At 73.7% G+C, this 22826-nt stretch carries 24 protein-coding genes; 10 read left to right on the top strand and 14 right to left on the bottom strand.

The window, feature by feature from the left end; all coding sequences use genetic code 11:
* Both BM142_RS21430 and BM142_RS21425 read right to left on the bottom strand, forming a co-directional pair.
* A complete protein-coding gene (locus BM142_RS21430; RefSeq protein ID WP_092203096.1) occupies window positions 1-588 on the bottom strand; it encodes a hypothetical protein in 588 nt (195 codons plus the stop codon).
* Between the two features lie 38 nt (window positions 589-626).
* Window positions 627-1094, bottom strand: a complete 468-nt coding sequence (locus BM142_RS21425) for a PPOX class F420-dependent oxidoreductase (protein WP_092203094.1) — start codon at window positions 1092-1094, stop codon at window positions 627-629.
* 75 nt (window positions 1095-1169) lie between these two features.
* Here BM142_RS21425 and BM142_RS21420 point away from each other — a divergent pair, with 75 nt between their 5' ends.
* Both BM142_RS21420 and BM142_RS21415 read left to right on the top strand, forming a co-directional pair.
* Entirely contained in the window at window positions 1170-2438 is a 1269-nt protein-coding gene (locus BM142_RS21420; protein WP_092203092.1) for an AI-2E family transporter, read from the top strand.
* A 98-nt stretch (window positions 2439-2536) separates the two neighbouring features.
* Window positions 2537-3487: a proteasome assembly chaperone family protein gene (locus BM142_RS21415; RefSeq protein ID WP_092203090.1), complete on the top strand. Its 951-nt coding sequence runs from the start codon at window positions 2537-2539 to the stop codon at window positions 3485-3487.
* 345 nt (window positions 3488-3832) lie between these two features.
* Here BM142_RS21415 and BM142_RS21410 read toward each other — a convergent pair whose 3' ends face one another.
* The 5 genes from BM142_RS21410 to BM142_RS21390 form a co-directional block, all read right to left on the bottom strand.
* A complete protein-coding gene (locus tag BM142_RS21410; RefSeq protein WP_092203088.1) occupies window positions 3833-4477 on the bottom strand; it encodes a DUF6518 family protein in 645 nt (214 codons plus the stop codon).
* A 75-nt stretch (window positions 4478-4552) separates the two neighbouring features.
* Window positions 4553-5485 carry a non-homologous end-joining DNA ligase gene (gene ligD / locus BM142_RS21405; protein ID WP_092203086.1) on the bottom strand — a complete coding sequence of 311 codons (933 nt, stop codon included), beginning with the start codon at window positions 5483-5485 and terminating at the stop codon, window positions 4553-4555.
* A 64-nt stretch (window positions 5486-5549) separates the two neighbouring features.
* Entirely contained in the window at window positions 5550-7061 is a 1512-nt protein-coding gene (gene ligD, locus BM142_RS21400) for a non-homologous end-joining DNA ligase (protein WP_092203084.1), read from the bottom strand.
* Window position 7062: 1 nt separating this feature from the next.
* Window positions 7063-8073: a non-homologous end joining protein Ku gene (ku, locus tag BM142_RS21395; RefSeq protein ID WP_092203082.1), complete on the bottom strand. Its 1011-nt coding sequence runs from the start codon at window positions 8071-8073 to the stop codon at window positions 7063-7065.
* A gap of 150 nt (window positions 8074-8223) precedes the next feature.
* Window positions 8224-8802 carry a DUF1360 domain-containing protein gene (locus tag BM142_RS21390; RefSeq protein ID WP_092203080.1) on the bottom strand — a complete coding sequence of 193 codons (579 nt, stop codon included), beginning with the start codon at window positions 8800-8802 and terminating at the stop codon, window positions 8224-8226.
* A 195-nt stretch (window positions 8803-8997) separates the two neighbouring features.
* Between BM142_RS21390 and BM142_RS21385 the strand changes: the two genes are divergently transcribed.
* Window positions 8998-9411 (top strand): hypothetical protein, encoded by a 414-nt coding sequence (locus tag BM142_RS21385; protein ID WP_092203078.1) that lies wholly within the window; start codon window positions 8998-9000, stop codon window positions 9409-9411.
* Between the two features lie 250 nt (window positions 9412-9661).
* Window positions 9662-10060, top strand: a complete 399-nt coding sequence (locus tag BM142_RS21380; protein WP_092203076.1) for an STAS domain-containing protein — start codon at window positions 9662-9664, stop codon at window positions 10058-10060.
* Between the two features lie 100 nt (window positions 10061-10160).
* Here the strand turns inward: BM142_RS21380 and BM142_RS21375 are convergent, their stop codons facing one another.
* Window positions 10161-11183, bottom strand: coding sequence for a DNA topoisomerase IB (locus BM142_RS21375; RefSeq protein ID WP_254791130.1), 1023 nt, complete (start codon window positions 11181-11183; stop codon window positions 10161-10163).
* A gap of 66 nt (window positions 11184-11249) precedes the next feature.
* Complete coding sequence (locus BM142_RS21370; protein WP_254791129.1) at window positions 11250-13046, bottom strand: SpoIIE family protein phosphatase; 1797 nt, start codon at window positions 13044-13046, stop codon at window positions 11250-11252.
* A gap of 350 nt (window positions 13047-13396) precedes the next feature.
* On the opposite strand from BM142_RS21370, the gene BM142_RS21365 reads away from it, so the two are divergent.
* The gene (locus tag BM142_RS21365) at window positions 13397-13831 is read left to right on the top strand and encodes an ATP-binding protein (RefSeq protein WP_254791128.1); all 435 of its coding nucleotides are present in this window, start codon (window positions 13397-13399) and stop codon (window positions 13829-13831) included.
* Complete coding sequence (locus BM142_RS21360) at window positions 13828-14796, top strand: RNA polymerase sigma factor SigF (RefSeq protein WP_092203069.1); 969 nt, start codon at window positions 13828-13830, stop codon at window positions 14794-14796. The genes BM142_RS21365 and BM142_RS21360 overlap by 4 nt, the downstream gene beginning before the upstream one ends.
* 66 nt (window positions 14797-14862) lie before the next feature.
* Here BM142_RS21360 and BM142_RS21355 read toward each other — a convergent pair whose 3' ends face one another.
* Both BM142_RS21355 and BM142_RS21350 read right to left on the bottom strand, forming a co-directional pair.
* Window positions 14863-16095, bottom strand: a complete 1233-nt coding sequence (locus BM142_RS21355) for an SPFH domain-containing protein (RefSeq protein ID WP_254791127.1) — start codon at window positions 16093-16095, stop codon at window positions 14863-14865.
* A 77-nt stretch (window positions 16096-16172) separates the two neighbouring features.
* Entirely contained in the window at window positions 16173-16610 is a 438-nt protein-coding gene (locus BM142_RS21350; RefSeq protein WP_092203068.1) for an NfeD family protein, read from the bottom strand.
* An 89-nt stretch (window positions 16611-16699) separates the two neighbouring features.
* Here BM142_RS21350 and BM142_RS21345 point away from each other — a divergent pair, with 89 nt between their 5' ends.
* The 3 genes from BM142_RS21345 (at window position 16700) to BM142_RS21335 (ending at window position 18557) form a co-directional block, all read left to right on the top strand.
* On the top strand, window positions 16700-17434 hold the full coding sequence (locus BM142_RS21345) for a hypothetical protein (protein ID WP_092203066.1): 735 nt from the start codon (window positions 16700-16702) through the stop codon (window positions 17432-17434).
* 26 nt (window positions 17435-17460) lie between these two features.
* Window positions 17461-18099: a hemerythrin domain-containing protein gene (locus tag BM142_RS21340; RefSeq protein WP_092203064.1), complete on the top strand. Its 639-nt coding sequence runs from the start codon at window positions 17461-17463 to the stop codon at window positions 18097-18099.
* 179 nt (window positions 18100-18278) lie between these two features.
* On the top strand, window positions 18279-18557 hold the full coding sequence (locus BM142_RS21335; RefSeq protein WP_092203062.1) for a hypothetical protein: 279 nt from the start codon (window positions 18279-18281) through the stop codon (window positions 18555-18557).
* A 68-nt stretch (window positions 18558-18625) separates the two neighbouring features.
* Here the strand turns inward: BM142_RS21335 and BM142_RS21330 are convergent, their stop codons facing one another.
* From BM142_RS21330 to fabG, 3 genes are all read right to left on the bottom strand, one after another.
* The gene (locus BM142_RS21330; protein WP_092203060.1) at window positions 18626-19756 is read right to left on the bottom strand and encodes a ferrochelatase; all 1131 of its coding nucleotides are present in this window, start codon (window positions 19754-19756) and stop codon (window positions 18626-18628) included.
* A gap of 68 nt (window positions 19757-19824) precedes the next feature.
* On the bottom strand, window positions 19825-20610 hold the full coding sequence (gene fabI / locus BM142_RS21325) for an enoyl-ACP reductase FabI (protein ID WP_254791126.1): 786 nt from the start codon (window positions 20608-20610) through the stop codon (window positions 19825-19827).
* Entirely contained in the window at window positions 20610-21314 is a 705-nt protein-coding gene (fabG, locus tag BM142_RS21320; protein WP_092203058.1) for a beta-ketoacyl-ACP reductase, read from the bottom strand. Before fabG ends, fabI begins: the two co-directional genes overlap by 1 nt.
* 170 nt (window positions 21315-21484) lie before the next feature.
* On the opposite strand from fabG, the gene BM142_RS21315 reads away from it, so the two are divergent.
* Entirely contained in the window at window positions 21485-22813 is a 1329-nt protein-coding gene (locus BM142_RS21315) for a PP2C family protein-serine/threonine phosphatase (protein WP_092203056.1), read from the top strand.
* Window positions 22814-22826: the final 13 nt, after the last annotated feature.

The following is a 22826-nucleotide window of genomic DNA, read 5'->3' as shown; positions in this document are numbered from 1 at the left end:
TCATCCTGCCGCGCGGGTCAACAACCGGGCCGCCGTCGGGCGCAGGTCACGTTCGAGGTCCCACAGGCCGGCGGCCAGCCGCTGGCCGACCGCCTGCCGTGAGATGCCGAGCTCCGTCGCCGCCTGGGCCTGGGTGCGCCCGTCGCTCACCAGCCCGATCGCCTCCCAGGCCTGGTCGCTGCGCCGGTCGACGACGACGGCGAGGGCGCTGAGCACCGCCTGGGCGTCACCGGCGTCGCCCGGCTCGGCTCCCCGGACGGCCAGCCGGGCGGACCGCTGCTTCGCGGCGTCGACCGCTCGCCGGGCGGACAGGAAGGCCGGACCGGCACCGGCCCGGGTGGTGGGCGGCAGCGGTGTCTGCACCGGGCCCGCTCCGATCCCGATGCTCCACCCGCCGGCGCGGACCAGCCGGAGCACCACGTCGACGACCTCGTCCGGGTCCGCCAGGACGCCCTGGAACTCGTCCCCCGCCGTCCGCTCGAAGCCGAGGAGCGCCGGGACGGCGTCGTTCAGCTCGCGCAGTGTCTCGCCGACGCGGTCGGGACTGCGCCGGCTGGCCTTCTGGTCCACGGTCAGCACGTACGGCATGCGTAAAGTCTGGCACCTTTCCCGGGTCCGAGCAAGGCTCACACCTTGTCGACCACCTCGGGAGGGAAACCACCCGTCGCGATCGGGCCCCACCCGGTGATCGTCACCCGGATCAGGGACTTCCCCTGCCGGCTCATCGCCGCCCGGTACTCGTCCCAGTCCGGGTGCTCCCCGCTGATGGAGCGGTAGTACTCGACCAGCGGCTCCACCGAGTCGGGCAGGTCGAGCACCTCCGCCTCGCCGTCCACCTGCACCCAGGCGTCGTTCCAGTCCGGCGACAGCACGCAGAGCGAGACGGCGGGATCCCGGCGCACGTTGGCCACCTTCGCCCGCTGTGGATAGCTGGAGATGACGATCCGCCCCTCGCCGTCCACCCCGCAGCTCACCGGGGAGAGCTGGACGCCCCCCGACCGGCGACGGGTGACCAGCACCGCCTGGTGGCGGGGGCGCAGGAACTCGAGGAGGGCGTCGCGGTCCACCCGGTCGGCGGTTGCTGTCTTCGGCATGCCGCGACGCTACGACTTCCTCACAGTGATCGTTTCCGACCGGTCCGCCCGCACCTTCTGTGCTGGAATCGGCCCATGAGGCTCCGCATCCCCGGCCGTCCCCCCGCAGAGCCCGAACGCCCCGGAGCCCGCGAGGACGACGTCTCGGAACCCGAGCCGCGCGCGAGCGCCCCCGCTCCGACCTTCCAGCGCGCCGACCGCATGCGGTCGGCCTCGCGGACCCTGGCCCTCGCCTCGGCGCAGCTGCTCCTCATCGCCGCGGCGCTGGTCCTGATCGGGTACGTGCTGGGCAAGCTGTGGGCCATCCTGCTGCCGATCGTCCTCGGCCTGCTCATCGCGACGGTGCTCTGGCCGCTGACCCGGTTCCTGCGCAACCACGGCTGGCCGCCGGCACTGGCCGCCGTCACGGTCCTCGTGGCCTTCCTCGCCGCCCTGGGCGGTCTCGTGGCGGCGATCGCCCCGCAGGTGGCCGACCAGGTGACCGAGCTGGCCGACGCCGCCACCGCGGCGCTGCAGGACGTGCAGGAGTGGCTCAGCGGGCCGCCGTTCAACCTGCAGGAGGGCCAGTTCGACGACGCCGTCGACTCGGTGATCGACTCGATCCAGGGCAACGCGCAGAACATCGCGTCCTACGCCCTCACCGGCGCCTCGGCCGTGGGCAACGGCCTGATCACCCTGGTGCTGGCCCTGGTGCTGGTCTTCTTCTTCCTCAAGGACGGGCCGCGCTGGGTCCCGTGGCTGGCGGCCCAGACCGGCCCCCGCGCGGCACCGCACGTGGCGGCGCTGTCCTACAAGACCTGGGCGACCCTCTCGGAGTTCATCCGCCAGCAGGCGCTGGTCGGGTTCATCGACGCGTTCTTCATCGGCATCGGCCTGTGGATCCTCGGCGTCCCGCTGATGATCCCCCTGGCGGTCCTCACGTTCTTCGGCGCGTTCATCCCGATCATCGGTGCCTTCGTGGCGGGCGCGTTCGCGGTCCTCATCGCGCTGGTCAGCAACGGCTTCACGACGGCGCTGATCGTGCTGGGGATCGTCATCCTCGTGCAGCAGATCGAGGGCAACGTGCTGCAGCCGATCATCCAGGGCCGCGGGTTCAACCTGCACGCCGCCGTCGTCATCCTGGCCGTCACCGCCGGCAGCAGCCTGGCCGGCATCATCGGCGCCTTCCTCGCGGTGCCGGTCGCGGCCCTGATCGCCGTCATCTACCGGTACGTGCGTGACGAGTTCGACGGCAAGTCGCCGGAGGTGTTCGACGACGGCACCCGGGCGAAGCTCGCCGACGACGAGGAGGGCACCACGGTGGTCCGCGAGCAGGTGGCACCTGCCGAGGAGCCGGACGCCTGACCCCCTCGGGGGAACCATGGAATGCCGGAGCGTCCTCCGGGGCTGAACCGGCCAGCAGCGGCCGCACCGGCCGCCCGAACGCGCCAGGAGGTCCGACCGTGCCGCAACGACCGGAGGAGCTCGTCGAGCTGCTCCCCGGGGCCGAGCCCTTCCTCGCCCGCGAGGCCGCGGTCGGCGCGCCCGAGGAGCGCGCCGGACTGGTGCTCGTGCACGACCTGGCCGGCGACTTCGACGCCGCGCACGCCGGGACGCTGGCCGGCGCCCACCTGCTGGCCAGCCTGCCGCACGAGGTGATCGCGCGCTTCGACGCCGACAGCCTGGTCGACTACCGGGCGCACCGGCCCCGGATGACCTTCAACAGCGACCGGTACGAGGGGTTCGCCGCGCCGGAGATCCTGCTGCACGCCGTCGAGGACGACGCCGGCAGCACGTTCCTGCTGCTGCACGGCGCCGAGCCGGACTACGCCTGGGAGCGGTTCGTCGCCGCCGTCGCCGGACTGGTGGAGCGGCTCGGGGTGACCAGCGTGGTCGCGCTGCAGGCGATCCCCATGCCCGTGCCGCACACCCGGCCGGTCACCGTCACCGCGCACGCGACCCGGCGGCAGCTGATCGAGAAGTACCCGGTGTACTGGGGCGAGATGCGCATCCCCGGCAGCGTCTCGGCGCTGCTGGAGCTGCGGCTGGGCGAGGCCGGCGTCGACGCGCTCGGGGTCGCCGCGCACGTGCCGCACTACCTCGCGCAGGCCACCTACCCGGCGGCGTCGCTCACCCTGATCGAGCACCTCGGGGAGCTGACCGGCCTGCACCTGCCGGGCGAGGCGCTCCGCGAGGCAGCGGAGGCCAACCGGACCGAGATCGACGAGCAGATCGCCCGGTCGCCGGAGAACACCGCGGTCGTGGCGGCGCTGGAGCAGCAGTACGACTCCTTCGCCGCCGCCCGCGAGGGCACCGACCTGCTCTCCGGCGGCGAGGTGCCCAGCGCCGAGGAGATCGGCGCGGAGTTCGAGCGCTTCCTGGCCGACCAGGACCGCAAGCGCCCCCGCGACTAGGCGATCGGGCCGACCCCCCCGATCGCCCTCGTGCGCAGGAACGCGGTCCTGCCGAGCCCACAACCGCGCTCGTACGCATCCGGGCGGATTCGACGGGCTCCACACAGCTCGAAGAGCGCGGGGGCGACGGCGGGCTCGATCCGGCGGCCGGGTCTGCCGGTGCTCGACGTCCTCTCCGGACACCCCCACGGGTGTTCTTGGACTAGTCACGACAACGACCTTCGACGTCCCCCTTCCGGGCCCGGCCACGATCAGCCTCCCTGATCGTCGGGCGTCCTCCCTCACGGTGGGCGGTGAGGGAGGACGCCCGATGATCAGGTCAGCTGATCATCGCGGCGGCGGGGGTCAGAAGGCGGCGAAGAGGCGGTCCACGATCTCGACGCCCAGCAGACCGAGCGGGACGACGGCGACGAGCAGCCCCGCCACGACCAGCCGCTCCCGCCACGACCGGCCGAGGACGACGACCAGCGCCACACCGGCAGCTGCCATGAGGACGCCCGAGGGGCCCTGCCACGGGAAGCGGACCGCCCGCACCAGGCCCTCGCTCACCAGCACGCCGGCGAGCACCGCCACCGACGCGGTGCTGCGCGGGGGGCCCGACGCCCGCCACCACGCACCGGCCACGCCGAACACGATGCCCGCCACGATCCCCGCGAGCGCCCACCCGACCGCCGTCGCGGTCGCGTGCGGCACCCCCTGCGCCGACTGGGTGACGTAGTAGCCGATCACCAGCAGCAGTTCGACGACGACCCCCGCGACCGCCGCGACCCGCGGACGCACCGCCAGCGCCCCCACGGCGAACGCGACCAGGCACCAGGCCGCCACCGAGTTCGCCCACATGGCCCACGGGTCGTCGAGCACCCCCTGCAGGTGCTCGGTGAGGGCTCCGCCGCCCAGCCCGACCACCAGCACGACGCCGGCGAGCGCCCACCACGGCAGCGGTTCGGGACGACGGAGGGACGGCGACGCGGCGACCGGCTCGGCGAGCATGTCCCCAGGGTGGCCCCGTGGGGCGGCCCCGTCGTCGGACCTGCGTCGGATCCGTGGGTCAGCCTGCGGGAGGACTCAGGCCTCCGGCAGCGGGGCGCGGGTGGCACCGGCGACGTCGAACAGGTCCCCGTACTCCTCGACCCGCGCCAGGACGTCGTCCGTGCTGAAGCGCAGCTCCGCCGGGTCCAGCGACCCGTCGCGCACCGCGTCCACCTCGTCCCAGCCGATCGGCGTCGACACGGTGGCGCCCGCGCGGGCCCGCAACGAATAGGGCGCCACGGTCGTCTTGGCGGGGTTGTTCTGGCTCCAGTCGATGAGCACCTTGCCCGGCCGCAGCGCCTTCTCCATCCGCCAGACGACGTCGTCGGGCGTCTCGGCCGAGAGCTCCTGGGCCAGCTGCCTGGCGTATCGGCTGGGGTGCTCGCGGTCGATCGGGGCATCGATGGGGGCGTAGACCTGCATGCCCTTCGAGCCCGACGTCTTGACCACCGGGTCCAGCCCGTCGGCCTGCAGCCGCTCCCCCAGCCGCTCGGCCACCAGGCAGCACTCGAGGATCCCGGTCTCCGGCCCCGGGTCCAGGTCCAGCACCAGCAGGTCGGGCAGCTGCGGCACGCCGTCGTCGTCCACCTGCCACTGGGGCACGTGCACCTCCAGCGCGGCGAGGTTGGCCGCCCAGGCCAGGTCCGCGGTCGACTCGAGGACGACCATGTCCAGGGTCTCGCGGCCGCGCGAGCTCCCGGGGCTGGGGATGGTCACCCGCCGGACCCACTCCGGCGCGTGCCGGGCACTGTTCTTCTCGAAGAAGGTCTGCCCCTCGACGCCGTCGGGCCAGCGGGTGAACGTGACCGGGCGGCCGGCCAGGTGCGGCAGGAGGACGGGCGCGACCCGGACGTAGTAGTCGATGACCTGCGCCTTGGTGAACGACACCTCCGGGAACAGCACCTTCTCCAGGTTCGAGACCTGCAGCGTCCGCCCCTCGATCTCGACCCGCTGCTTCGCCGGGCTCATCGGGTCACCGGTCCGCTCCCGCGGTGCGCCGGTTCCTCGCTGCGATGCTCACACCCCTGTCCGCTCACGGCTCGACCACCACGTCGTCGGGCTCCAGGTCCTCCCGCACGCCCCGCCACACCGGGTGCCGCAGCCGGTTCTCCGCCGTCCGGACCGAATAGGCCACCTCGCCGACGAGGTCGGGCTCGACCCACTGCGCGTCGCGGGTGATGTCGCGCGGCAGCGTGCCGTGGAACGGGGACGTCGTCCGCGTGGTCAGCGTCCGCTGCAGCTCGCGCAGGTCGGAGTCGCTGAACCCCGTCCCGACGTGGCCCACGTAGACCAACCCGCCCGCGTCGTCGGGCACACCGACGAGCAGCGAGCCGATGGTCCCGGCCCGCCGGCCCTGGCCGGGCCGCCAGCCGCCGACCACGACCGACTGGGTGCGGAACGTCTTGATCTTGCGCCAGTCCGGGCTGCGCAGGCCCGGCCGGTACGGCGACGCCAGCCGCTTGGCGACGACGCCCTCGAGCCCGTTCTCCTCGCTGGCGGCGAGCACGCCGGTGCCCACCCCGGACCCGTCGCCCTGGAACCAGGGCGTGGACACCCAGCGGTGCCCCGCGATGCCGAGGGCGTCCAGCCGCCGGCGGCGCTCCGCGTAGGGCGTGTCGAGCAGGTCCTCGCCGTCCCAGGCCAGCAGGTCGAACACCAGGTAGGTGACCGGCTTGGCCGCGGCCAGCCGCGGCACCTCCGGCCCGGTGCGGTGCATCCGGTTCTGCAGCGCGCCGAAGTCGGGGCGGCCGTGGGGGTCCATGGCCACGATCTCGCCGTCGACCACGGCGTCGTGCCCTGCCAGCGCGGCGGGCAGCGCCGCCAGCTCCGGGTACCGGACGGTGATGTCGGTGCCCTTGCGCGAGGTGAGGCCGAGTTCCCCGCCGTGGACGGCGGCCACGGCGCGCACGCCGTCCCACTTGAACTCGTAGCCCCAGCGGTCGTCCTCGGCCGCCGGCGGCAGCTCCCCGGCGGTGGCCAGCATGGGCAGCGGCACCTCGACGGCGGCGCGGTCGTCATCGGCAGCGACGGCGGCGGGCGGCTGCGTGGCGTCGAGCTTGCGGATGTTCCAGGCGCCGTCGCCGACCGGGAACATCGCGTACCGCCCGGCCAGCCGGCGTCCGTCGAAGGTCACGATGATGTGCCGGTCGTCCCACTTCTCGGTCGCGTACCGGCCGGCGTCCCAGATGGTCACGTGCCCGCCGCCGTACTCGCCGGCGGCGATCGTGCCGCTGAACGACGCGTACTCGAGGGGGTGGTCCTCGGTCGGGACGGCGAGCCGGCTGGGCCCCCGCTCCGTCGGGGGACCCTTGGGCACCGCCCAGCTCTTCAGGACGCCGTCGCGTTCCAGCCGCAGGTCCCAGTGCACCCGCTCCCCCGTCGCCCCGCGCGGGGTGTGGTGCTCCTGGACGACGAAGGTGTCGTCGTTCCCCTCCGGCAGCGGGCTGCCGGCCGGCGGGACGGGCTCGGCCGTGCGCTCCGGGTCGCGCTTGGCGCGGTACTCGGCGAGCGGGTCCTCCTGCCGGCCGCGCGGACGCGCGGGCACGTCAGGCGCTGCGGCGGGCGCGCTTGGCCGGCGGCTTGTCGGCAGCCTTCTTCGCCGCGGGCTTGTCCGACGCCGCCGTCTTCTTCGCCGTGGTCGCCTTCTTCGCCGCCGGGGCCGCCTTCTTGGCGGGGGCCTTCTTCGCCGGTGCCGCCTTCTTCGCCGGCGCCCGTTCGGCGGATGCCTCGGCGGCCGGCTCCGCGTCGGCCGAGGCGTCGTCCGCCGAGGCGTCGTCCGCGCCGCCGCCGCGGGCCCGCTCGACGCTGCGTCGCAGCGCGCTCATCAGGTCGACGACCGCGCCGCCGGTGTCCTCCACCTCGGGCACCTGCGCGACCTCGCCGCCGCTCTGCTTGGCCTCCAGCAGCGCGGTCATGGCCTCGCGGTAGTCGTCGGTGAACTCGCCCGGCTCGAACTCCCCGGTCATGGACCCGATCAGCGCCTCGGCCATCTTCAGCTCCTGCGGCCGGACGCTGATGTCCTCGTCGAGGAAGCCGAAGTCGGGACGGCGGATCTCGTCGGGCCAGCGCATCGTGTGCAGGACCAGGACCCCGTCCCGGACCCGGAGCGCAGCCAGCGACTCCCGCTGCCGGATGGCGATCTTGGTGATGGCCACCTGCCCGGCGTTCTCCAGCGCGTCGCGCAGCAGCACGTAGGGACGGGCTGCCGGCCCGTCGGGCTCCAGGTAGTAGGTCTTCTCGAACATGATCGGGTCGATCTCGTCCTGGGCGACGAACTGCAGGACCTCGATCTCGCGCCGGGTGCTGAGCGGCAGGTCGTCGAAGTCCTCGTCGGTGAGGATGACGACCTGGCCGTCGGGCAGCTCGTAGCCCTTGGCGATGTCGCTGTACTCGACCTCCTCGCCGTCGATCGAGCAGACCCGCTTGTACTTGACCCGGCCACCGTCGGCCGCGTGCACCTGGTGGAAGCGGATGTCCTTGTCCTCGGTGGCCGAGTACAGCTTCACGCCGATGCTGACGAGACCGAACGAGACGGCCCCGCGCCAGATCGATCGCATGCCTGCCCCTTACCCGTCCGGCCCCCCGGACCTGCGTGAGAACCCGCGAACGGGCCAAGATCGCCAGGATAGGACCGAGCCGGTACCCACGGCAGGTCGACGGACACGGCTCCTCCCCCGGACGGGCGAAGGACCCCTCCGGGAGAGCCTCTACGAGGAGGCCTGCTCGACGCCCTCGGTCTGCTGCTCCAGGCCGCCGTTCTGGATGGCGTCGTAGACGAACTGGAGCACGTCGGAGCCGGCCACCATCGTCATCGTCAGGGCGGCCAGCCTGGTGGCCCGCGGTGCGGCGACGTAGCCGAGCACGAACCCGGTCCCCACCCACTGGGCCAGGCAGAACGGGCAGGTCAGCAGCTCCCCCACCGCGTGCTTCGCACCGCCGTGCTCGCGCACCTCCTCGGCGACCTCCGCGTGCCCCGACGCCCCCTCGAAGCGCACGAACGGTGCCCGCAGCGGTGCGGTGACCGGATCCTTGGCGATCCGGCGGGCGAGCCGGAAGGTGGCCACCGTCAGCAGGAACCCGTCCCCCACCGGGATCCGCTCGGGCAGCTCGCGTCCCGACGCCCGGACGGCGGCGGATGCGGCCGCGACCAGCCCGGCGTACACGCCCATCGCGCCGAGGTCGCCGGCCAGCGGACGTTCCTCGCCGTTGGTGTACTCCCGCTTCTGCGTGCGGGCCCACCGCCGGACCGGGGCACCGATCCGCTGGACCTCGTCTGCGAACGCCATGCCGCCGCGCTACCCCCGCGGCTGTGCGCGCATGCCCGCCGGACCCGAGAGGTGCCCCGTCCCACAGCCGCGCATGCCGCGGCAGGCGACGGGTAGGGCCGCACCAGACGCCGGTCGCCGACCGGTTCCCCGTCCCGCCGAGCCGCGCACGACCCGGCGGCCGGTGCGGATCCCGCCGGACAAGGAGGCAGAACGATGACGCAGCCCGAGGGCCAGACCGCCCGCGACGTGTTCCCCGAGGACGACGGCATCCCCGAGGTGGCGCAGGACGACTCCCCGACCATGGACCGTGCCGAGGACCCGGAGTTCGCGCCGATGCCCGGCGAGCGCGCCAACGCGACCGTCGACTTCGGCACCACCTCGACGGAGCAGGCCGCGGGCGAGTCGCTCACCGGCCGCCTGGAGCGCGAGCTGCCCGACGACGCCCTCGACGTCCGCCCGGCCGAGGACCCCGACCGCACGGTGGGTCAGCTGGAGCAGGACACCTCCACCACTCCCGATACCGATTCGGGCACCAACCGCACGGCCGACGACGTCGAGGCCGCCGCCGACGTCTCCGCCGGCGGCGAGGGCCCCGAGGAGGGGGCCGTGCACCTCAGCGGCGACTGAGCCTCCCTGCCGCTCCCGACCCCGCCTCCAGACGTCCACCCGGGGGGCGGGGTTGGCGCGTCCGCGATCGGTTGTCTACGTTGTAATCGCGGTTCAGCAGGCAGCCGCGACGTGCCGACCGGGAAGATCGCCGGCACGAGACTCGTTCACCACCTGCGGGATCGGGGCCGACGAGCCTCGGACCGCACAGCGGTAGATTGTCGGTGCGGCCACCGCCGCCGGGAACTGCCGCCGAGAGGAGCCACTGTCCGTGACCACTTCCGACCTGCCCGCCGAGGGGCAGCCCGACGTGTCGACCGAGGGCACCGAGGCACCCTTCGACGACGTGATCACGCTCTCGACCTCCACCAGTGAGGACGGCGTGGTGACGGTGACGGTCGTCGGTGAGGTGGACACGTTCACCGCTCCGGTGCTCCGTTCGACCCTGGACGCCCAGCTCGAGCAGCAGCCGCGCGAGCTGGTCATCGATCTCTCCGGTGTCCAGTTCCTCGGCTCCGCCGGGCTGGCCGTGCTGGTCGAGACGCAGAAGTCCTCCCGTGCCCGCGAGGTCGCGCTGCGGCTGATCGCCACCACGCGTGCCGTCACCCGCCCGCTCGAGGTGACCGGTCTGATCGACCTCTTCACGATCGCCGACAGCACCGCCCGCTGACGAAGGACCTCGTTCCTCTCACCCTTCGCACGCTCAGGGTGAGCCTCCGAACGAGACCGCACGAAGGGCCCCCGCCGGACGGCGGGGGCCCTTCGTCGTCTCACGCGGACAGCAACCGGCAGACCGCCTGCTCCAGGACCTTCTGGGTGTCCCGGTCGGCCCCTCCCCCGGACGTCACAGCCGCATCGGCGTCCCGGAGGGCATCGGCGACCGTCTCGCCGTGCTCGAACCGGTCGACCACCCGGGGGTCGACGTAGCTGGCCCTGCACACCGCCGGCGTGTTCCCCAGCTGCTCGCTCACCTGCCTGTAGGCGGCGTTGATGACCTTCTTGCGCGCCGTCCTCGACGCGGGCGGCGTCGCTTCCGCCAGCGCGGCGGCCATGAGCACCGTCGCCGTCCACGTGCGGAAGTCCTTGGCGGTGATCTCGGCGCCGCTGATCTCCTTGAGGTAGGAGTTGATCTCGGCGCTGGTGACGTCCCGCCACTCGCCGTCCTCGGTCCGGTAGGCCAGCAGGTCCTCACCCGCGTCCGCGGGCCGCTCCAGGAGCTGCCGGACGACGGTGGCCGTGGGCCGGTCGGTGATCTCCACCTCGCGCTCGACCCCGCCCTTGGCGGTGTAGGAGTAGAACGTCCGCTCCCCGCGGACCGACACGTGGTCCCGCTTCAACGTGGCCAGGCCGTACGTGCCGTTCTCCTCCTCGTACTGCTCGCTGCCGACCCGGAACGCCCCCAGGTCGAGCATGCGGACGGCCGCGGCGAGGACCCGCTCCCGGTTGAGCCCACGGGTGCGCAGGCCGGCGTGGACCGCGTCCCGGACGTCGGGCAGCTCGCGGGCGATCTCCAGGACCCGCTCGTGCTTCTCCGCATCGCGCCTCGTGCGCCACTCGTCGTGGTAGCGGTACTGCCGACGACCGGCCGCATCGACGCCGGTGGCCTGGATGTGGCCGTTGGGCCAGGGGCAGATCCAGACGTCCTTCCACGCGGGCGGCACGGCCAGGCCCCGGATGCGGTCCAGCCGGTCGTCGCGGATCAGGCTGCCGTCGAGGTCGTAGTACGCGAAGCCGCGGCCGGCCCGGCGACGTCGGTACCCGGGGCCGTTGACGTCGCTGCGCCGAAGTCTCACGACCGGAGGATGGGCACGGGGGCGCCTCCGCAAACGAGACGCGCACCGCATGTCACCCGGGCGGGCTCAGCGCAGGTCGACCAGACCGCCGAGACCGCTGATCTCCAGGACGTGGCGGGTGATCCCGCCCTCCGGAGCGTGCACGACCAGCCGCCATCCCTCGTCGCGCCCGATGCGGGCGACGGCGAGTACCACGCGCACCCCGGCGCTGCTGAACAGCGAGACCCCCACGAGGTCGAGCTCGACCCGTCCGGTGCCACCGTGGCTGGCCTCCAGGAGGCGGATCCGCATCTGCTCGGCGCCGAACTCGTCGACCGCCCCGCTCACGCGGACCACCGGTCGTGGCCCCTCCCGGTCCACCGTCACGGTGGCCGAGCTGGACGCGGAGGGCCGCTCCTCGTCGGTCTCGGGGCTGCGCCGCAGCCGGACGTTGAGGGTGACCGTCGTGCCCTTCGCCTGCTCCTCGAGGACGACCCGGTCGACGAGCTGGCGCATGATCAGCAGCCCCCGGCCCCGGTCGCCGGGATCCCGGTCGGGCGGCCGCCACGTGCCCTCGTCCCGGACGGTCACGGTCAGGACGCCGTCGACGTCCACGCGGGCGGTCACCGACATGGGGCCCGGCTCCGAGCCGCGGTAGGCGTGCTCGGCGGCGTTCGCGCACGCCTCCCCCACCGCGACCATGACCCCCACCCGGTCCTGCTCGCCCATCCCGAGCGCGGTCAGCCAGCGGCTGAGCCGGCGGCGCACCCCCGGCAGGGCGGCCGGGTCCGCGGTCAGGTCCAGCTGCAGCGGCTCCTGGGCGTCGTCGCGACGGTGGGCGACCAGCACCGCCACGTCGTCCACCCATCCCTCGGGGTTGCGGACCCCCTGGGCGATGGCCGCGGCCGGCTCCGCCGGGCCCTCGGCCTGCAGCGCGCCAGGGGCGGCGACCACCGCGGCTGCCACGTGGGCCAGCCGGTCGAGCGGGTCCGAGGCCTCCGGCGCGGGGCCGGCGACGGCACCGTTGGAGAACAGCACCAGCGTCGCGCCACGCTCCAGCACGAACCGGGTCACCGTCGTGGCCGCCTCCGGGAGGCTGCCCAGCGGGGGCCGCGGTGGCACCGCGAGGAACCGCGTCGCCCCGTCCGGCTCCACCACCAGTGGCGGGGGGTGCCCCGCCGCGGCGTAGACCAGCTCGCCGGTTCCGGCGTCGAGCACGCCGTAGAAGACGGAGGCGCCCTCGACGTCCTCCATCTGCGCGGCGAAGGCGTCCAGCGACGCGAGGACGGCGGCCGGGGCCGCGTCGCGCAGCGCCGAGGAGCGCATGGCCCCCCGCAACCGGCTCATCGCCCCCGCCGCCGGCACCCCGTGCCCGACGGCGTCGCCGACGACCAGCGCCACCCGCCCGGCGCCGAGCGGGACGGTGTCGAACCAGTCCCCGCCGGCCCGTTGCTCGGTCGAGGCGCGGTGGTAGCTGCCGGACAGGTGCAGGTCGGGGAGCAACGGCAGGGACGGCGGGAGCAGGGAGAGCTGGGCCTGCTCCACCCCGTCGGCCGGCGGGGTGGGCCACAGCGAGGTGTCGGTCGCCGCGTCCTCCGGCTCGACCACCACCATCGCCCCGCTGGCGTCCCGGACCCGCAGCGGGCGCACCATCACCGTCGTCGGGGGCCCCCCGGGACCCAGCGGGCCGCAGATCGTGCTGGGCTTCCCGGTCCGGAGGACCGCCTCGAGCAGGTCCGCGACCGGCGTGCCGTCGACGACCGGGAGCCCGGCGCGTCCCGCCCCCAGCTCCCGCGCCCGCGCGTTGACCCACACGGGTTCGGGGGCCGCGGCGCTGAAGACGTACATCGCCGCCGGCGCCGTCTCCATGGCCGCGACCAGCACGGCTATCCCCTCGTCCCCGACGGGCCCAGGGAGGGGTGGCGGACTGCCGAGGCTCGAGGTCATCTCGGGCCAGCCAATACCAGCCTGCCCGCCCCGGCAACCGCGACGACGCCTACGGTTGGGGGGTGGCATGCGCCACGTTTGGACCGCCGCGGATCTCGGGTAACGCGCTGCGGTTGGGCGTCTGCCGGTACGACCGGATGCGCCCGCCGGGCTCGGACCAGGGGCCCGGCAGGATGGAACGCCACGGCCCGACGGACGGGCGCCGGCGACGAAGGAGCGGACGACGGATGGACTCGAGGGGTGCCCTCGCGCAGGACGGACGACGCGCGGAGCGACTGGAGCTACGGGTGCCCACCACGGCGACCCAGCTGCCCGCGGTGCGCGCGATGGCCGGTGACCTGGCGATCCGGATGGACTACGACCTGGACGCGGTCGAGGACCTCCGCCTCGCCGTCGACGAGGCGTGCGCGACCCTCAGCCAGATCGGTGCGGACGACGCCCCCCTGACGGTCATCTTCGAGACCACGCGGGCGGGGCTGCACATCGAGGCCTGGGTGCCCACCGCCGAGGGCGTCGAGGTGCCCCGTGACGGCTTCGGCTGGGCGATCCTCGCCACGCTCGTCGACGGTGTCGACGCCCGGCGCTCGACCCAGGACGCCGTCCCCGGTGGCGACGGCACACCGACCCCGGTCGGCCTCATCGCCCTGGACAAGTACCTGCCGGGCCACCACCCGGACGGGCTGGGAAGCGGGGCTGGCCACGACCTCTCGGTCGCCCAGTGAGCCGTTCGCCCTCGACCGACGAGATCCCCGTCGTGGAGGTTCCCCTGCCCGACCAGAGGTCCGAGGCCCCGGTCCCGGCCACCGAGCCCTCCGCGGCGGAGGAGGCGGTGGCGGCTGCCGGTCCGCCCGCCGACCCCGAGGCCGTGCCCGACCCGCGCCCGGAGGAGGGTGCGGCCGACGCTGCCGACGCCCCGCCGATGTCGGACAACCGGCGCCGTGCCGAGCGGACCGCTCCGCTGTTCGCCGAGCTGGCGTCCCTGGAGAAGGACGATCCGCGTCGCGAGCGGCTGCGGGAGATCCTCGTCGAGGAGCACCTGCCGCTCGTGCGGCACTTCGCCCGGCGGTTCAGCAACCGCGGCGAGCCGTTCGACGACCTGCTCCAGGTGGGCACGCTGGGGCTGATCGCCGCGATCGACCGGTTCGACCCGACCCGCGGCGTGGAGTTCCTCTCCTTCGCCGTGCCGACCATCACCGGCGAGATCAAGCGCCACTTCCGCGACCAGGGCTGGTCGGTGCGCGTGCCGCGCCGGCTGCAGGAGCTGCACCTGTCGCTCAACGCCGCCGTCGGCGAGCTGGCGCAGAAGAACGGCCGGGCACCGACGCCCTCGGAGCTGGCCGAGCACCTCGGCATCCCGCGCGCGGAGGTGCTGGAGGGGCTCGCCGTCGCCAACGCCTACCGGAGCAGCTCGCTGGACGAGCGGCTCAGCGGCGAGGACGACTCCCCCACCCTGGCGGCCACGCTGGGCGAGGAGGACGCCGCGCTGGAGGGCGTGGAGTACCGCGAGTCGCTGCAGCCGCTGCTGGCCACCATCCCGGCCCGCGAGCGCCGCATCCTGATCCTGCGGTTCTTCGGCAACATGACCCAGTCGCAGATCGCGGCCGACATCGGCATCTCCCAGATGCACGTCTCCCGGCTGCTCAGCCAGACCCTGGCCAAGCTCCGAGAGGGCCTGCTCAAGGACTGAGCCGACGGGCCTCGAACCACCAGGGCCCAGAACTCGACGAGTTCTGGGCTCTGGTGGTTCACCCGATCAGGACGGCGGTAGCTGCGGGGGCCCGGCCGGATCGTCGGGGTCCTCGCTCCCCGCCCGGTTGCGCGGGTCGGCCGCGGGTCCCGATTCCTGCACGTCCTGCTTCACCTGCGACAGCGGCGGCGGGGTCGGCATCGCCGGGGCGGTGTCGGTGATCGACGACAGCTCGATCTTGGCCTCCGGCTGGTCGGCCGCGCGCGGCAGCTGCGACTCGAACCAGCTGCTGGTGTCCAGCCCGCCGTCCCTGGCGCCGCCACCGTTGCCGGACGGCTCGACGTCCATCCAGGACGACCCGCCGCCCTCGGCGCCGCCGAGGTTGGCCAGCCCCTCCAGCGCCTTGCTGAACTCGCTGGGCACGATCCACATCTTGTTGGCGTCGCCCTGGGCGATCTTCGGCAGCGTCTGCAGGTACTGGTAGGCCAGCAGCCCCTGGTCGGGCTTGCCGTCGTGGATCGCCTGGAAGACCGTCTCGATCGACTTCGCCTGGCCCTGCGCCTGCAGGAACAGCGCGGCCCGCTCACCCTCGGCCCGCAGGATCCGGCTCTGCCGCTCGGCCTCCGCCTCGAGGATCGCCGCCTGCTTCTTGCCTTCGGCGGAGAGGATGGCCGACGCCTTCTCACCCTCGGCCGTGGTGATCGCCGACTGCCGGGCGCCCTCGGCGGTCAAGATGATCGCGCGCTTGTCACGGTCGGCGCGCATCTGCTTCTCCATCGAGTCCTGGATCGACGGCGGCGGGTCGATCGCCTTGATCTCCACCCGCGCCACCCGCAGGCCCCACGGTCCGGTCGTCCCGTCGAGGACCCCGCGCAGCTGGCTGTTGATGCCGTCGCGGCCGGTCAGCGCTTCCTCCAGGTTCAACCCGCCGACGACGTTGCGCAGCGTCGTGGTGGTCAGCTGCTCCATGCCGGTGATGTAGTTCGCGATGCCGTAGACGGCCAGCCGCGGGTCGGTCACCTGGAAGTAGAGGACGGTGTCGATCCCGACCTGCAGGTTGTCGGAGGTGATCACCGGCTGCGGCGGGAAGGAGATGACCTGCTCGCGCAGGTCCACCGTGGCGCGCACGCGGTCGACGAACGGCACCAGGAGCGATAGCCCGGGCGAGAGCGTCCGGCTGTAGCGGCCGAGTCGTTCGATCACCTTCGCCTGGGCCTGGGGAACGATCGTCACGCTCTTGGCCAGCACGACGATCACCAGCAGCGCGACGACGATCAGTGCGATGAGTGCCGCATCCACAGCGGTCTCCCTTCGTCGGGGGTCACCGTCGATCCTCCCCCGCCGTGTCCCCCCAGGTCAGCACCCGTGGCGCGATCTCACTCCAGCGCGTCGCCGACGACGGCCGTGGCGCCCTCGACCTGCAGGATGCGGACGGTCGCGCCGACGGCGAAGGACTCCCCGCTGTGCTGGCTGCGGGCGGTCCACTCGTCGGCCCCCATCCGGATGCGGCCACCCGAGACGTCCACGTCCTGGGTGACCTTCGCGGTCCGTCCGATGAGCGTGTCGACGCCGTCGAGCTGCAGCGGGCTGCGTTCGGTCAGGTGGCGCTGCGCGATGGGCCGCACCAGTGCCAGCAGCACACCGGACACGGCGATGAACGCGACGAGCTGCAGCACCGTGGCGCCGCCGAGCAGCGCGACGGTCATGCCACCCAGGGCTCCGCCGGCGAACATCAACAGCACCAGATCCAGGCTCACCACCTCGCCGGCCGCGAACAGGCCGGCGGCGATGAGCCAGAGCAACCACGCAGCCATGTCCGGAGTCTCGCAGAACCGGCGCCCTCCGTGGGAGAAGGCCGGCGGCCCCCGGCCACCCGGACGGCGGGCCGTTCTAGCCTCGGGAGGTGCACGACTTCCCTGCCGGCCGGTTCGCCGTCTGGGCCACGGCCTGGCTCAGCGGCCGCACCTCCTACGACCAGGCCCTGGACGCGCTCTCCGGGACCAGTGCCCACCGCGTGGCCGGCGTGCCGGGCACCGGGGAGGCGGTGTCCCTGGGCCGGGCGCTGACCGAGCTGCGCGGCCTCGGCGAGCGCCGATTCCGTCTGGTGCTCCCCGTGGCCGGCGACGTCCGGGGGCTGCCCCGGGTGCCGGGGCTCGCTCCCCTGGCCCTCGAGTCCGGGCAGGCGGCCGTGGGCGAGCACCTCGTGCTGGTGCCCGAGCCGCTCGGGCCCGAGGTGGTCCAGTGGACGGCGTTCCCGCTGGCCGGCGCACCCCCGGTCCCGCCCCCACCGGAGGGGAACCTCCGGGCGGTGTCCGGCGCGCTCGACCTCGCCGTCGCGGACGCCGCCCGGATCCTCGCCGGGCTCGACGTGGCGAAGTGGAACCCGGAGGTGCCCGCGCGGCTGTCCGACCCGGCCACGGCCCGGGCGCCGGAGCTGCCCGGCGACCACGAGCCGCTGGCCCTGTCGGTGCTCGTCCGGGCCCGGCGGCTGGCCACGGTGCTCGACCTCGCGACGGCGGACGCACCGGGTGCCGCGGTGAACCACGCCCAGGCGGCCGCCCGGGACGAGGCGCTGCGTCCGCTGGCCACGGCCGTCCGCGAGGCGGTCACCGCCGCGTTCAACGCCGTTCCGCGGTAGGGCGGGCGTCGCTAGCGTCGCCGGGCATGACCGGGCCGCCCCTGACCATGAACCGCGTGATCCACGCCGCCGTCCGCCGCGACCTCGAGCGCCTGTCGACCGCGCTCGGCAGGATGCAGGACGGGGACCGGGACCGCGCCCGGGCCCTGGAACGGGCCTTCGCGAACCTCCGGACGGAGCTCACCCACCACCACGAGGGCGAGGACACCCACATCTGGCCGATGCTGGCCCGGGTGGGCGTCGACGGGGCGCTCCTCGAGGCCATGGAGGGCGAGCACCACGCCATGGCCGACGCGCTCGCCGTGACCTCGCTCGACATGGCGACCGTCGCGCGCAGCGGATCGGCCGCCGACGCCGCGGCCGCCCGGGCGAGCATCGAGCGGACCCGTCTCGTGGTGGAGCGCCACCTGCAGCACGAGGAGAACGAGCTGGAGCCACGGCTGACCCCGCACCTCGGGACGCCGGAGTGGGAAGCCGTCGAGAAGAAGCTGAGCCGCCAGCCGCCCCGGGTCGCGGGACGGTTCTTCGCCTGGCTGACCGACGGCATCAGCGACGAACACCGCGCCTTCCTCCGGACCGCGGTCCCCGCACCGGTGGTGGTCGTGCTGGCCCGCACCTTCGGGCGCCGCTACTACCGGGACGTCGCGCCCGTGTGGCGGGCATGACCCACCTGCGTGCCGCCGGGCTTGCCGATCGCCGGCTCCGGACCTAGCCTGTCGCCGTGGCCGGGCGACTGATTAGGTGCGGGCTCGTCGGCGGATGATTCTCGAGCCGGCGGGTCCGTGAGCAACGCTCTCGAGGGCGCCCCGACTCGGACCAGAGCCTGCCCAGGCTCGGAGGCACCATGTTCCCCCGCCACGGACACATCCCTAACGCCGCACGACTGCACATCACCGTCACCGACGTCGACGGCGTCCAACGGGTCCTGACCCTGCTGGCCGGACGCCGGCACGCGTTCACCCGCTTCGAGGCCGAGGAGGCCGGCGCCGGCCGCTGGGCCCTCCGGCTAGACCTGATCACCGACCCCGAGCGGCTCGCGCTGCTCGCGACCCGCCTGCACCGGCTGCCCAGCGTGCTCGACGTCGACACCCACTGGGGTGCGGCACTCAGCGCCACCGCCTGACCGCCCACCCCCACGATGATCGCCGTCGTCCGGCTGACTCCGCGGGCCGCGGAGTCAGCCGCCGATGATCAGCTCGATGCGGGACGGGCCGGTCGCGGTGGCACGAAGCAGCAGGACGCCGGGCAGTTGGTGCCCAGCCGCGGCAGGCCCCCGGCGCGCCGCTCCTGCAGCAGCATCCGGACCGACTCCACGAAGGCCGGGTGGGTCCCGGCCGTCGCGGCGCGGGCGAAGGCCAGCCCGACCTCCTCTGCGGTCTCCCTGGCCTCGTTGTCCAGGTCCCAGATGACCTCGAGGTGGTCGCTGATGAAGCCGACCGGGAAGAGGACGACGGCGTGCTCGCCGGCGGCCGCCAGCGCGCGCAGGTGGTCGTTGACGTCCGGCTCCAGCCAGGGCACCGACGGGGGGCCGCTGCGGCTCTGCCAGACGAGGTCGAACGGCCGGCCCGGCGCCGCCTCGGCGACCACCCGCTCGGCGGCGGCCAGCAGCTCCGCCTCGTAGGCGTGGCCGTCCGGCCCGGCGACGGCGGCCATGCTGTCCGGGATGCTGTGCGCCGTTGCGACGAGCCGGGCGGTGCTCCGCACGTCCTCCGGCAGCGAGGCGAGGGCCGCCGCCAGCGCGTCGGCGTTGGCCTGCACGAAGCCGGGGGTGTCGAAGTAGTGCGGCAGCTTCTCCGCCGTCGGGCCCCCGCCGTAGGACACCCGCGCCCGGGCGATGTCCTCGTGGTACTGCCGGCACCCGGAGAAGGAGGCGTAGGCCGAGGTCGCGAAGACGTAGACGTGCTCGATGCCGTCCTCCGCCAGCTGCGCCCAGGTGTCCTCGACGTAGGGCGCCCAGTTGCGGTTGCCCCAGTAGACCGGCAGGTCGATCCCGGCGGCCGCCAGCTCCTTCTCGACCGCCGCGATCAGCGCCTTGTTCTGGTCGTTGATCGGGCTCACGCCGCCGAAGTGGTGGTAGTGCTCGGCCACCTCCTCCAGCCGCTCCCGCGGGATGCCGCGACCGCGGGTGACGTTCTCGAGGAACGGCATCACGTCGTCGTGCCCCTCGGGCCCGCCGAAGGAGAGGACGAGCAGCGCCTCGCGGCGCCCGGCGGGGGCCGGCTCGGTGGAGGGTTCGGCACCGCCGTTGTTGCGGACGGCGAGCGAGGGATCCTCGTCCGGTCGCTGACCTGCGGGCGTGATGTCGACGGTTGCGCGGGGCACGGTGCTTCTTCTTCCTGAGGTGGTCGGACGGATGCGCTCACACGCCCACGGCGTGGCTCCATGACCGTTCACACGCCGACGGCGTGGAACCCTCCGTCGACGTGCACGATCTCGCCGGTGGTGGCGGGGAACCAGTCCGACAGCAGGGCGACGACGGCCTTCCCGGCGGGCTCGGTGTCGGTGACCGACCAACCGAGCGGGGCGCGCCCCTCCCAGGCCTCCTCGAACTGCGCGCTGCCCGGGATGGACTTCATCGCCATGCTGCGCAACGGGCCGGCGGCGACGATGTTGCTCCGCACGCCCTCGGGGCCGAGCTCGCGGGCCACGTAGCGGGAGGTGGACTCCAGCGCCGCCTTGGCCGCCCCCATCCAGCCGTAGACGGGCCAGGCGACGGACGCGTCGAAGGTGAGGCCCACGACCGAGGAGGGGTTGGCCAGCAGCGGCCGGCAGGCCTGGGTGAGCGAGGCGTAGGACCACGCCGACACCTGGAACGCCGTCGCGGCGTGCTCCCAGGCGACCTCGGGGAAGCCCTCGCCCATCGCCTCCTGCGGCGCGAAGCCGATCGAGTGCACGACGCCGTCGAGGGCGTCGACGCCCTGCTCGCGGAGCCGGTCGGCCAGCGTCGCGAGGTGCTCCGGGTCGGTGACGTCGAGCTCGACGACGCCCGCCTCCTGCGGCAGCCGCTTGGCGATCCGCTGGCACAGCGACAGGGCCCGGCCGAAGTTGGAGAGCACGACGGTCGCGCCCTGCTCCTGGGCGATCCGGGCGGTCGCGTAGGCGATCGACGCCTCCGTCAGCACGCCGGTCACCAACACGCTCTTGCCGGCCAGGATCCCGGTTTCGGCCATCCCCATCAGTGCCCCATCCCCAGTCCGCCGTCGACCGGGACGACGGCCCCGGTGATGTAGCCCGCCGCGTCGCTGGCCAGGAAGCGCACGACGCCGGCGATCTCGTCCGTGGAGGCGTACCGGCCCAGTGGCACCTGCCCCAGGATCTCCTGCTGCCGCTTCTCCGGCAGTTCCGCGGTCATGTCGGTCTCGACGAAGCCGGGGGCGACGACGTTCGCGGTGATGCCACGGCTGCCGAGCTCGCGGGCGATCGAGCGGGCCAGGCCGACGAGCCCGGCCTTGCTGGCCGCGTAGTTGGTCTGGCCGGCCGAGCCCAGCAGCCCCACGACCGACGACACGAAGACCATCCGGCCCGAGCGAGCCCGGACCATCTTCGCGGCGGCCCGCTTGGACACCCGGTAGGCGGCGGTGAGGTTGGCGTCGAGGACGTCGGTGAAGTCGTCCTCCTTCATCCGCATCAGCAGCCCGTCACGGGTGATGCCGGCGTTGCTGACCAGCACCTCGACCGGCCCCTGGTGCTCCTCGATCTCGCCGAAGGCGCGGTCGACGTCCTCGGCGCTGGTGACGTCGCACTGCACGCCGAACAGCCCCTCGGGGGCGCCGCTGCCGCGGTGGGTCACCGCCACCGCGTCGCCCTGCTCGGCGAACGAGCGGGCGATGGCCAGCCCGATCCCCCGGTTGCCGCCGGTCACCAGCACCGATCTGCCCACGTGCCCTCCTCGCCGCCGACGTCCCCTGCTGCACCGAACCTAACGCGTGGCCCCCGCCGCCGCGTCCGACGCGTTCGCCGTGCCGGCCGTCACCGGACCTTGCAATGCGCGCTCGGCCCCGGAAGAGTCACCCGGGTCGCGGTGTCGCGGCCGCGAGCCGTGGGCGAGGGATGACGCAGGACGACGCAGGGTCGACGACGTATGCACCGGGCTCGGCCACCGGTTCCCTCACCGGGCTGGGCTTCGCCGACCCCGACGGCCGGAAGCGCGAGGAGAGCCTCGGCGAGCGCCTCCTCGGCTCACTTCTCGACCGGGCCCACCTGATGCCGCCCCGGCTCGTCGGTCCGCTGGTCTCCCAGGAGATCGCGGCCATGGGTGGCCGCGACGTCGCGATCTACCTCCAGGACTTCGAGCACGCCGTCCTCCGGCCGCTGCAGGGCGAGGGGCTGGTCGGATCCCCGGAGCCGATCGACTCCAGTCCCGCGGGGAACGCGTTCCGGACCGACAGCCCGTGCGAGGTCCCCCAGCCCGACGGCGCCGTCCGGATGTTCGTGCCCATGCTCGACGGGTCCGACCGGGTCGGGGTCCTGGGACTGACCCTGCCCCGTGCCGACGACAACGACCGGCGCCTCGCCCAGCGGATCGCCGGCCTCACCGCCGACCTCGTCGTCACCAAGTCCGGCTACACCGACACCTTCGCCCGGACGCGGATGACCTCCCCCATGAGCCTGTCGGCCCACCTGCAGTGGCAGATGCTGCCGCCGCTGGTCATGACCACCCCCGACCTCGCGCTCGCAGGGGCGCTGGAACCGGCCTACGACGTCGGCGGCGACAGCTTCGACTACTCCCTCGACGAGAACACGCTGCACCTGGCGGTCTTCGATGCGATGGGCCACGGGGTGGAGGCGGCGACGATGGCGACCCTGCTCATCGCCGCCTACCGGCACGGCCGGGTGAACGGCAACGACCTGCCCGACATGTACGCCGAGATGGACTCGGTGATGGCCACGTCCTTCCCGGGCCGCTTCGCGACGGCCCTGATCGGACGCCTCGACACCACTTCCGGCGTGCTCACCTGGATCAACGCCGGGCACCCCGCGGGCCTGCTCATCCGCGACGGCCGCGTCGTCGAGGAGCTGACCGGGCCGGTCAGCCGCCCCGTCGGCCTGGGCGACGGCACGCCGCACGTCCACACGACCCGCCTGCGTCGGCGCGACCGGGTGCTCGTCTTCACCGACGGCGTGGTGGAGGAACGGCTGGCGGACGGTGCCCAGTTCGGCGAGCAACGGCTCCGTGAGTTCATCGAGGACAACGCGGTGCACGGCCTGCCGCCCGCCGAGACGGTCCGGTTGCTGTCGCAGTCGCTGCTGCGTGGCCGCGGCGGCCGGACCACGGACGACGCGTCGCTCCTCATGGTCGAGTGGACCGGGCCACCCCGCGACGACGAGCTGGCCCGCGGCATCCGCGGCGGCATGCCGGCGGGCACCGTTCTGGCCTGACGCGCCCGGCCGC

Source organism: Blastococcus tunisiensis (genome assembly GCF_900112815.1).
GTDB classification, from domain to species: Bacteria; Actinomycetota; Actinomycetes; order Mycobacteriales; family Geodermatophilaceae; genus Blastococcus_B; species Blastococcus_B tunisiensis.
The sequence above is the reverse complement of the archived record's forward strand: the minus strand, read 5'-3'. Positions and strand labels throughout refer to the sequence as shown.